Source organism: Anoxynatronum buryatiense (assembly GCF_900182905.1).
GTDB lineage: Bacteria > Bacillota > Clostridia > Peptostreptococcales > Tindalliaceae > Anoxynatronum > Anoxynatronum buryatiense.
The window spans coordinates 1-9,720 of sequence record NZ_FXUF01000027.1; the positions used below are offsets into that span (position 1 = coordinate 1).

Annotated in this window: 9 protein-coding genes and 1 pseudogene; 3 read left to right on the forward strand and 7 right to left on the reverse strand. The window is 42.1% G+C overall.

Going from position 1 to position 9,720, the window contains the following annotated elements; translation table 11 throughout:
• Window positions 1–96: 96 nt before the first annotated feature.
• A pseudogene (locus QOL74_RS18090) lies at window positions 97–1,263 on the reverse strand (IS1634 family transposase); the annotation flags it as partial.
• 66 nt (window positions 1,264–1,329) lie between these two features.
• Here QOL74_RS18090 and istA point away from each other — a divergent pair.
• From istA to istB, 3 genes are all read left to right on the forward strand, one after another.
• Entirely contained in the window at window positions 1,330–2,898 is a 1,569-nt protein-coding gene (gene istA / locus QOL74_RS18095; RefSeq protein WP_283410912.1) for an IS21 family transposase, read from the forward strand.
• Window positions 2,891–3,679: an ATP-binding protein gene (locus QOL74_RS18100; protein WP_283410913.1), complete on the forward strand. Its 789-nt coding sequence runs from the start codon at window positions 2,891–2,893 to the stop codon at window positions 3,677–3,679. The genes istA and QOL74_RS18100 overlap by 8 nt, the downstream gene beginning before the upstream one ends.
• A 391-nt stretch (window positions 3,680–4,070) precedes the next feature.
• Entirely contained in the window at window positions 4,071–4,568 is a 498-nt protein-coding gene (gene istB / locus QOL74_RS18105; protein ID WP_283410920.1) for an IS21-like element helper ATPase IstB, read from the forward strand.
• Window positions 4,569–4,618: 50 nt separating this feature from the next.
• On the opposite strand, the gene QOL74_RS18110 is transcribed toward istB, so the two are convergent.
• From QOL74_RS18110 to QOL74_RS18135, 6 genes are all read right to left on the reverse strand, one after another.
• Entirely contained in the window at window positions 4,619–4,774 is a 156-nt protein-coding gene (locus QOL74_RS18110; protein ID WP_283410914.1) for a hypothetical protein, read from the reverse strand.
• Between the two features lie 477 nt (window positions 4,775–5,251).
• Complete coding sequence (locus QOL74_RS18115) at window positions 5,252–6,346, reverse strand: protein kinase domain-containing protein (protein WP_283410915.1); 1,095 nt, start codon at window positions 6,344–6,346, stop codon at window positions 5,252–5,254.
• Window positions 6,347–6,348: 2 nt separating this feature from the next.
• On the reverse strand, window positions 6,349–6,768 hold the full coding sequence (locus tag QOL74_RS18120; protein ID WP_283410916.1) for a DUF3010 family protein: 420 nt from the start codon (window positions 6,766–6,768) through the stop codon (window positions 6,349–6,351).
• A 249-nt stretch (window positions 6,769–7,017) separates the two neighbouring features.
• The gene (locus tag QOL74_RS18125) at window positions 7,018–7,806 is read right to left on the reverse strand and encodes a hypothetical protein (RefSeq protein WP_283410917.1); all 789 of its coding nucleotides are present in this window, start codon (window positions 7,804–7,806) and stop codon (window positions 7,018–7,020) included.
• 281 nt (window positions 7,807–8,087) lie between these two features.
• Complete coding sequence (locus QOL74_RS18130; RefSeq protein WP_283410918.1) at window positions 8,088–9,017, reverse strand: MAE_28990/MAE_18760 family HEPN-like nuclease; 930 nt, start codon at window positions 9,015–9,017, stop codon at window positions 8,088–8,090.
• 177 nt (window positions 9,018–9,194) lie between these two features.
• Window positions 9,195–9,611: a hypothetical protein gene (locus QOL74_RS18135; protein WP_283410919.1), complete on the reverse strand. Its 417-nt coding sequence runs from the start codon at window positions 9,609–9,611 to the stop codon at window positions 9,195–9,197.
• Window positions 9,612–9,720: the final 109 nt, after the last annotated feature.

Below are 9,720 nucleotides of genomic sequence, written 5' to 3' on the forward strand. Positions count from 1 at the left end.
CTTGATCCCATTTGTATCGTCTCCTTTGTCATTTCATTATATCTTTGACATCGGAAAGTCTCAATTCAACATGTCCTATTTTCATTCTAACATCATAGGGGTCTCGGTGACTTCAAAGTATTTGTCGTAGTCTTTCATGCGGTAGTCTTTCCGGGTTCCCTGTTCCAGGTCCTGCTTAAGACTGGTCAGGTATTCGTTCATCTCCACCTGGTCCCGGGCAGCCTTCTCCGGGTTGTAGAAAAGGTGGAGGTAAGCCCGGCGTTTCTCGGTGAGGGTATCGCCTTTGTAGGGACGATGCTGTTCATAGTCCCAATGAAGGGTGCGGCAGATGCCGTAGACACCGAACTGTGGATGATGGTTGGACCATACCTGAAGGTTCTCCCGTTCTTCTTCCAGCACCTCTTTAACATACTTCAGACTCAGCTTCACACCTATGAGGAACTTCTGGTGATGCTTGTATAGCCCATTGATGTTGTCTTGGCTGTAAAACCCCCGGTCCAGCACCACATGCACCTGGGAGTAACCCATCACATTGAACTCGCCCATGAGTTGCCTGAGGGTGGTGACATCGGTGATGTTCCCCGGAAGCCTTCGGTAGTAAAAGGGCAGGCCGGATTCTTCACCAAACAGTAGGGCTAGGTTAAGCTGGGGAAGGCGGTCATGTTCTTTGTTGCGGCCTTTTTTCACCTGGCAGAGCACTTCGGAATAGCTGGATATGGAGGTGATGTCAAAGGCCCAGTATTCTTTTTCAATACGGCGTTTCCCCTGCTTCCTGAAAAAAGCCATCCGGTTTTCTTCTTCAATGGACTGGAACAGTTCGCTGCTTCGCTGGGAAGGGATGTCTTCTCCGCAAGGATGGACATGGAGCCGTTGCCAGTGGGGGAACCGACTTAAAGGGTTGTTGTCTTCCAGAATCAGGTAGTAGGCAACGGACAACATCTGTTTGTAAATACCTGGAAAGCAGGCTTTCAGGTCTTCCTGGACGCCGGTCTGCTGACCAATCTGATCAAACAGATGGGTGGCTCCGTAGAACCGGCGCTGGATCTTGGTGATGGGCACGGGTCCCTGCTTTGCCGGCACATGCTTCTGAGGCGAGGCCTTTTTGTAAGCCCGGGTGGGGATGATCTCGCCTGTCTCTGGGTCCAGTTTGCCAATCAGCTTTCGCTTGGCCCTGGACTGCTGTTTTTCCTTATCCCAGTAGGCTTCGTTCTCATAGGCGTAAGTGATGCCAGTTTGTTTATTGGTCTGATAAACGATGCTCATCCCCATCCCTCCTCGTTATATATTATAATATATAACGAGTCAAATGTCAATCAAAAATGCCTTATTTTGTTGGAATATCAATGTTTTTTATCGGTTTCATCGTTATATATCTCGGGAAGGCAGGTTAAGAGCCTGGGTTACAGCCAGCGGCAAGTGGCTGCCAGTGCAAAATGTGCCAGGGACACTGTCAGTACGGTGTACCAGCTGGCAGAAGGACACGGCCTTGAATGGCCGTTGTCAGAGGACTTGTCCAACGTGCAGATCAGAGACCTGTTTTACCCTGCCAGGTCAGAATCCAAACGGCGAATGCCTGACTGCGCCGTCATGTTCCAGGAAATGGCCAAGCCAGGGGTGACAATGACACTGCTATGGGCCGAGTACTCAGAAAAATGCAAGGCAGAGAAAGTCATTCCCTTAAAGTACACCCAGTTTACCGACTATTACCGTAAGTACGTGAACACCACCAAAGCCACCATGCGAATCAAACGCAAACCCGGTGAACTCATGGAGGTGGATTGGGCAGGTAAAACCTTGTCAGTGTATGACCCCTATACTGGCGAAGCCACCACGGCATACCTGTTTGTGGCGGTGCTGTCTTGCAGCCTGTACACCTATGTGGAAGCTTTTCCCAGCATGATCAGTCACCACTGGATCACCGGCCATCTCCATGCCTATGAACATTTTGGCGGTGTGACCAGAATTTTGGTGCCGGACAACTTAAAGACCGGGGTGACAAAACACACACGCAGCGAAATGATCCTGAATAAAACCTATGCTGAGATGGCAGAACACTACGGCACTTGCGTTATCCCCGCCAGACCCGCCAAGCCTAAAGACAAGCCAGGGGTTGAAGGAAGCGTTGGATTTGTCAGTACTTGGGTCATGGCTGCCCTGAGAAACTACAAAGCCTTCACCTTTCAGGAACTCAACGATGCCATCCGGGAAAAGCTGCTGGTACTGAACAGCGCACCCTTTCAAAAGAAAAATGGAAGCAGGCTGAGTGCTTTTCTTGAAGAAGAAAAGCCATACTTACTGCCCCTGCCCGCTTCCCCGTATGAACTGGCTCTCTGGTCAAGCGCCACCATACAACCTGATTATCTCATATCCGTGGACAGAAACAAATACTCTGTACCCCATGTGCTCATTGGCTACGAAGTGGACATTCGCACCACCAGTAAAACCATTGAAGTGTTTTTCCAGGGAAGCCGGGTTGCCTCCCACGTCAGGCGTTACGAAGCACTGGAGGAACCAGTCAGACTGCCGGACCACATGCCGGAAAACCACCGAAGAGCCTTGGCGTACAATGCAGATACTTTTAGAGATTGGGCAGCAACCATGGGCACTGCCACGTTGGTGGTGGTGAAGGCCTTTTTATCCGCCGGCAAAGTAGAACAACAAGGCTACAAATCCTGCAGCCGCCTGATGAAACTGGCAGACAAGCATTCCACAGCAAGACTTGAAGATGCCTGTAGTAGAGCGCTGGCCTACACCCCTGAACCCAGCATTAAAAACATCGAAACCATTTTGAAGACTGGTCTGGATAAGGCAAAACCGGCAGCAGCAGCTCCTAAATCTGACAACACTTATGCCTATACCCGGGGACCCGCTTACTTCGGAGGAACCCGCCATGACTAATCAAACGACCATTGATAAACTTCACGCTATGCGGCTGGGTGCCATGGCTGTTGCCTTTGAATCACAATTGGTGGACAAGAACCTGTTTAACGACTTATCTTTTGAAGACCGGTTTGGCATGCTGGTGGACAAGGAGTGGGACAAACGGCGGTCCACTAAACTGCAAAAGCTGATTCGCACGGCTGATTTTCGTTATCCCAACGCCAGCATGGAAAGCATTGAGTATTTTCCTGACAGAAAGCTGGACCGTTCATTGATGCTTCGACTTTCCAGCTGTCGTTACATTCAGGAAGGACGGCATATCATCTTGGAAGGGGCTTCAGGCAACGGTAAAACTTTCATTGCCTGTGCCCTGGGTGTGGCTGCCTGCCGAAACTTCTTAAAGGTCCGTTATATTCGCCTGCCGGAACTGCTCAATGAACTGGTGGTGGCCAGGGGAGAGGGTACTTTCAAGAAAGCCATCCGGACTTACCAAAAGGTGCAGTTACTGATCATTGATGAATGGCTTCTACGCACCCTGTCAACGGAGCAAGCCATGGACCTGTTCGAAATCATTGAAGCCAGGACAAGGGGTGGCTCCACCATCTTTTGTACTCAATTTGATCCCCGGGGATGGTATCAGCGTATTGGCACACCGGATGACAACACAGTGTCCGAAGCCATCATTGATCGGATCATCCATAACTCCTATGAAATCATGGTGGAAGGGCAGGCTTCCATGCGTGAACGGATGGGACTGAATGCAAAAGAACTGGCGGATCAACAGGTAGAGGCTGATTAACAGGTTTACGTCTTTTCAAAATTGGCAAGGGCTTTCACGAGCGCACACCAAGGGTAGTGACTGCTGAATCTCAGTGACCGCGGAGTATGTTCCATACTTAACGCGGGTTGGCGGTAAAGCAGGCAACGGCCCCAAAAGGCGGGGCCTCTATGCGAGCCGGGTGCCTTGTAAAGGCAAAGCAAAGTGCGCTTTGCCGGCACCCTCTCGCATTTGGCTAATTGAAAGTGCTCTTGTCTCATGGGTTTGTGTATGAAAGTGCCAAAGATCAAGGATTGTGCTGCTGTCTGGCCTTCTCTTCCGTGACGCTGGCCGAATTAAGCCGATATCAATGGCCTAATTGCACCGTGAGGATGGCCTGTTTTGACCGATAACATGGCCTTATTCAACCGAAATATCCACCGACAAGATGGGGCAAGAAAAGTTGGCGTCTTTGTCCTTTCTTGAAAAGAAAGAAAATCTGATTCTCTACGGTTCTGTAGGTACTGGTAAAACACATTTGTCGGTTGCTCTAGGTGTTCAAGCAATCGCTCAGGGTAAGAAAGCCGTCTTTTTTCGAGTTCATGACCTGATAAACCAATTAGAAGATGATGACCCTAAGAAAGTGAGCAAGGTTCACAAGAAAATCCATCAGGCCGATTTACTCATCCTTGATGAATGGGGATATCTACCGCTCCATCAAGAAGGTGCAAGGATGTTGTTCGAGATTATCTCAGCTTGCTACGAAGCAAAAAGCATCATCATAACCACCAACATTGAGTTCGGTAGATGGAAAGGATTTCTTTTTGACGAAAAGCTGACAGCTGCAATCGTAGACCGATTAGTGCATCATTCTCATATGTTAATGTTCACAGGGAAAAGTTATCGTATGGCCAATTCATTAATGAAGTAATTTTGGTAACGCTGGTAATTGCATTTTTGACTGCCAAAAGTTGTATTTCTCTATTGCCAAAAACACACCACAAACCCTTGAACCACGTTACTGATTTCTAAAATCTCTGCGTTTACGCCAACATACGTCACCTCTTCTTGATGACTGCAGGCAGATATTGGCAGCAACAGCAGTATTGCAAACACGATGATTAATGCTCTTTTCAACTGGATTCCCTCCATGATCGGTATGATGTTGTTTAACGTCCTTGGCTTTATGAAGTTTTTGTGGAACTCCGTGAAGTGAAGTGTCTACAACGATGAAAAAGAGCCATCAATCCGAATGACTCCTGCAGAAAAAAGATCAGAGCTAGAAAAGAAATTCTCATTTGCTGTTTGAGCCACCGATATGTCCGTTCCAAGGGATTCAGATCACAGCACAACGTGGCTCTAATTCGTCACACTGGTGGATCTATCGGAAAAGAATACCCACATTTCTTTAACCATGAGAGGATCACACTAAAAAATGGGTTGACGCCATGCGAAATAAGAAATAATTTTTTCGCCCTCCATTCATGTTGAACCAGAGTAATTGCAAAGTGTCCGTTTTTAAGGGTTCAGTGCATCAGCGCGCGGCTCAGAAATTCATTGACATTCGGAAATAAGTCACGTGACAGGCACCGATTACCCCCGGCAGATGCTTTGTTAGGCGATGCCACATTTTGAATTTAATTCTTTAATAACGTCTTCGATTTCCCCAGAACTTATGTCACTTTTCTTTCTCCATGAAGTTGCAGCGCATGTTTTAAACTCACAAATAAAACCTCTACCTCTCTTAACAATTCGATAATCTCGGCCATTCCAATTGTATAGATAATTTACGCCATCAATTTCTTTCCAATCCGGTAGTTTCCCATATTTATGGATTGCCAGCATAAACTCTGCGGCTGTCTGATATCTCACACTGTGATTGGCGATAGTTGCCTTCTTTATTATTTTCTTCATCCCCTCCGTTGTGTATAACGGAAGAGATTCGACATCTATCAATCTATTCGCTTTGACTCTTTTCTTAATGCATTCGTCTTCATATATGGAACGTTCAAAAAGATCTGTAATACATTGCAATGCCTTCTTTTCTGATTTGCTTAACCACTCATCTATAGAATAAGGAAATCGACCACCCAAAAGTTGGAACAGTATGATCCCAACTTGATATATATCTGAAGAAAACATATGAATGTTCTCAAAAGCTTCGAAGGGTTTGTATAAAAGTGTATGTCTGGATGCATTCGTTGTAGACTCATTATCTTCAATTTTCTTAATTGACCCAAAATCACCTATCAGAGGATTCTCGTTTGAATCAATAAAAATATTGCTTGGTTTTAAATCTCTATGTACCAATCTATACGGTGGATTGTGTAAAACGCTTAAGCCATCAAGGATTCCTCTTATGAGGGTAAATGATCTTCTTATGCCAATTTTGTTTTCAATCAGGTTATCCAAATCACCATTTTTGATTTCTAGTGTCATAAAATAGGCCCATCCGTTCCCAACGGATCGCGCGTCTAAAATGTTTATTATGTTTCGATGGTTAAGTGTTGCTAAGATTTCAACTTCAGAATGACTATCATCTACATAATAGTAAAATTTTAGTGCAACTCTTTGCTTCATTATTTTGTGTTCGCCCAAAAAAACGTAACTGTTCCCGCCTTTGCAGTTGAAACCATCAATTAGTATGTCGGATAATCCTCCAATAAAGTCTTGGATTTCATCAGGAACGTCAAACCCATATTTACCCATGTTCAGTCCTCCAAACTAAAGTATGCAGTCTGTGCAGCTTCTGTTTGGTATTTGTTCTTTATCATGCTCAAATCAACCGGTTTCTTTTTCAATAATGCACTTATGCTATTCGGCGGAATAATTTTCACCTCTCTTTCCATCGTTTGCAATATTGCCTCAATTTTGAACGAAATAGCTCCTCCTGCATAAGTCCCTTTTGTTGCTCTGCCTTTTATAGCTACCAAAGAAATATCTTCACTTGCCAAAAACGCTTCAACTGTTTGCTTGAAAGATTTAACATTTTCCTGTTTGGAATGATCCTGTAGTTCAATCTTTGTAATTCTTGTATCAACATATTCAAAGTTGCCCTTAGATCCGATCAGAACTACGATTGTAATTTTATTTGAATCAATTTTAATCCCGCATATTTTTTGTGTACTCATGTCTTTCCTCCTTGTGTGGTGTTGCCTAACGTTTCGCATTGCCGAAGCCTTTGAGCTGGCCCTCCAAAGGAATGCTTCTTGGCGGAGCTTGTCTCCCAGCGAAAAGGTTTGGGTTGGAGCGTAGCGGAGCTGGCAATGCATTGTTAAATGAAGTTGATCGCCCCCAAACTCAGAGGGCAACAGGACGTTAACTCCTTTAATCTCCCAAATATATACTCGAAATCCATATCGAATAAGGTATCAAAGTTACTACGCAAACAATTTTCGATTTGAATTTCTTTTAACTAACTCTTGTTCTATTTCTTTTTCTTTAATAAGTACTGACCTAAATTCAGGTCTAATATACGGATGATTATCAAGTTCAATTTCTTGGTCGTCAGTTGGAATTTCCTTTGGCTTTACCGTTACAGACTTTGCATCTTTATCTACATTCATTTCCATACCTAAATTTACATAAATCTCAAGACTTGACTTGAATTGCTGGCCCAAGTTATTGCTATAATAAACTATGACAATTAGTTTACTAGCCTTATAAGCTTCCATTTCAGGATTAATATTGATTCTATGCTGGTTCAACCTAGCCTCTTCTCTAAAATCATCGAATAAATATAAAATTGCCTTATTACGAAAATATACATTTGTTTCGAAACTATCTTCTGATTTTTCACCGACCATCAAAAATGGTAACCTCCTTGGTTCTGTGTAAGATGGTATAACTTTTTCACCGTTAACATCACTATTGCTAAGAATTATTTCACCATCGATTTGGATATCTATTGCTGGTCCGTTACCTATATTAACTAGTTCAATTTGAACGGTTAATGTTCGTCCTCTTGATGCATCCACTTTAGAAATATGCATCTTTGTTATTCTAATACCTAAAATTGGATTGGAGACTACTTTCACCTGCCTTTCAGCAAACTTTACCATTGATCTTGTTAATAAAACATAGGCTAGAGTAACAATGACTAATAAAATATTAGTTATAATTAATATTAATACTTGATTGAATATAATCCATGAAATCAAATGATTCATTATTATAAAACCACCTCTCTTCAAATACCCTTTAAATATAAAGAAAACAATCTTTAAAATTTTCTCTGTTAACTTTGCCTAATCCGCGCTACGACTACGCGACTTTTGCAACCAATTTCTTTTAACGTTTCCGCCATTCCCGACGCCTTCGAACTGGATTCTAAAGGAATACCGTCTTGGCTGTGCACCCCAGTGAGAAGGTGTGGTGCTCTGACCTTTCCCTTAACACGTGCCACCAGCACCCTTGTGGGAATGGCTTGTTAGACGAAGTTGAATTGAGTTTATTTAATAGTTTTGTTTAGTCCTACTTTAGAGTAATCAGCATCAAAATAGTATTTTGATATAAATTCCAACGATAGGACTAACCCGCAATAGCTTAAATCCCTCTGTTGTTGCAATGGTTGATATATCATATTTCCATGAGCCACATCATTCCGAAAATTAACAATTCCTTTAATGAAGTCTTTTACATTACTATTCTGATCTATTGTCACTCTAATATCTTTATCTTCAGCAAACTTAACCATCTTTCTTCTTAAACTAATCATGTTCGTTAACTCTTTGGTGATAATATTCAAATCCCTTTTATGTAAAGAATCACTATAATCCTCGTAAAAGTATTTTCCAATCATTTCTTGGAACTGAAGTTTTACATCGTTGTTATATTGTTCCGTTATTTGAGTTCTCCAATAGTCAGTAGATAGCATTTCCATAACTTTAGCGTAATTCAATATTGCATCTTCATGAAAATCATATTTATAAACTAAGTAAATTGCCATAGAAAACAAGCGACAACATTGTTCAAATTCCTTTTTATCGCTTTCGCTTAAATCAGAATACATTCTAACAAATTTTTTAATTCGTTCCCCATTCCCTTTTTGGGGTAAGTATTCTTGATGCTCTATTTTTTCTACTTTTCTACACGAATCATAGCCTTCCAAATGTGTTTCAAAATAAAATCCATATAGAAATGACATAATAGCATTAGCACGTTTTATTTTTTCTATAGCAAGTTGACCTAAAGTAAGTTCACTTTCTTCTTCCTCTTTAGCTGATATATATACCGAAGCTCGTATATGTTTTCCACTATCATCCCAATAATAATTTGAATAATAACAATCCAATATTTTAAAACATGACTTTTGGGAAAGTTGTAATTTAAAATCAAAAATCTCAAGTCCCAAATTTAATTCAACAGTGATAAATTTCACTATACTTCCACCTCAATTCAATTTTGTCTAACGTTCCCGGGGTATATGACGTTGCCCGTAGGGCAAATGTGCCGAAGGCCAAGGAGCGGAGCGACGCCGCAAATACCCCGTGTTAGACGACGTATTCGACGTTTCAGTTCAAGCCCAAGAAAGTACATGGATGTACTTTCTTGCGGTTTAAGTTTCATCCTCAAGTATTAAAGAAACCAGATCTTCAATACTATCATATTCTGTAATAGGTTTAACCCAGGGTAGATGTTTGAATTCTTCAAACATACCGTATTCGGTTTCACTATGTTTGATAATGGGATAAAAATTAACAGATTGTAAACGGGGAATAACAGCTGAAAGCTCATGTCCAATACTGCGAGGACTGCTGATATCTGCAATTACAAACTTAGACATATTAGCTAAAGTCATAACTGTTTCAGTAAGATTTCTAGAAGCAGGTTTTTGAAAATCAAACATTACAGGAATAAAATCGGATTTTCTTAAAGATTCACGTATTTCATCCAAAACAGCTTTTCTATCTGGAGAAAAATTACCTAGGATTAAGACTACTTTTGAAGTAATTGTATCTATGACATCTCTCAATTTTTTATTGTTAATTACTCAACTTTCCCACCCAAGGGAAAGCATAAAACCTAGAAAAATATTTAATAAACATTCATAAAAAACATATAGAGAACCCCCTGTAAGTGGT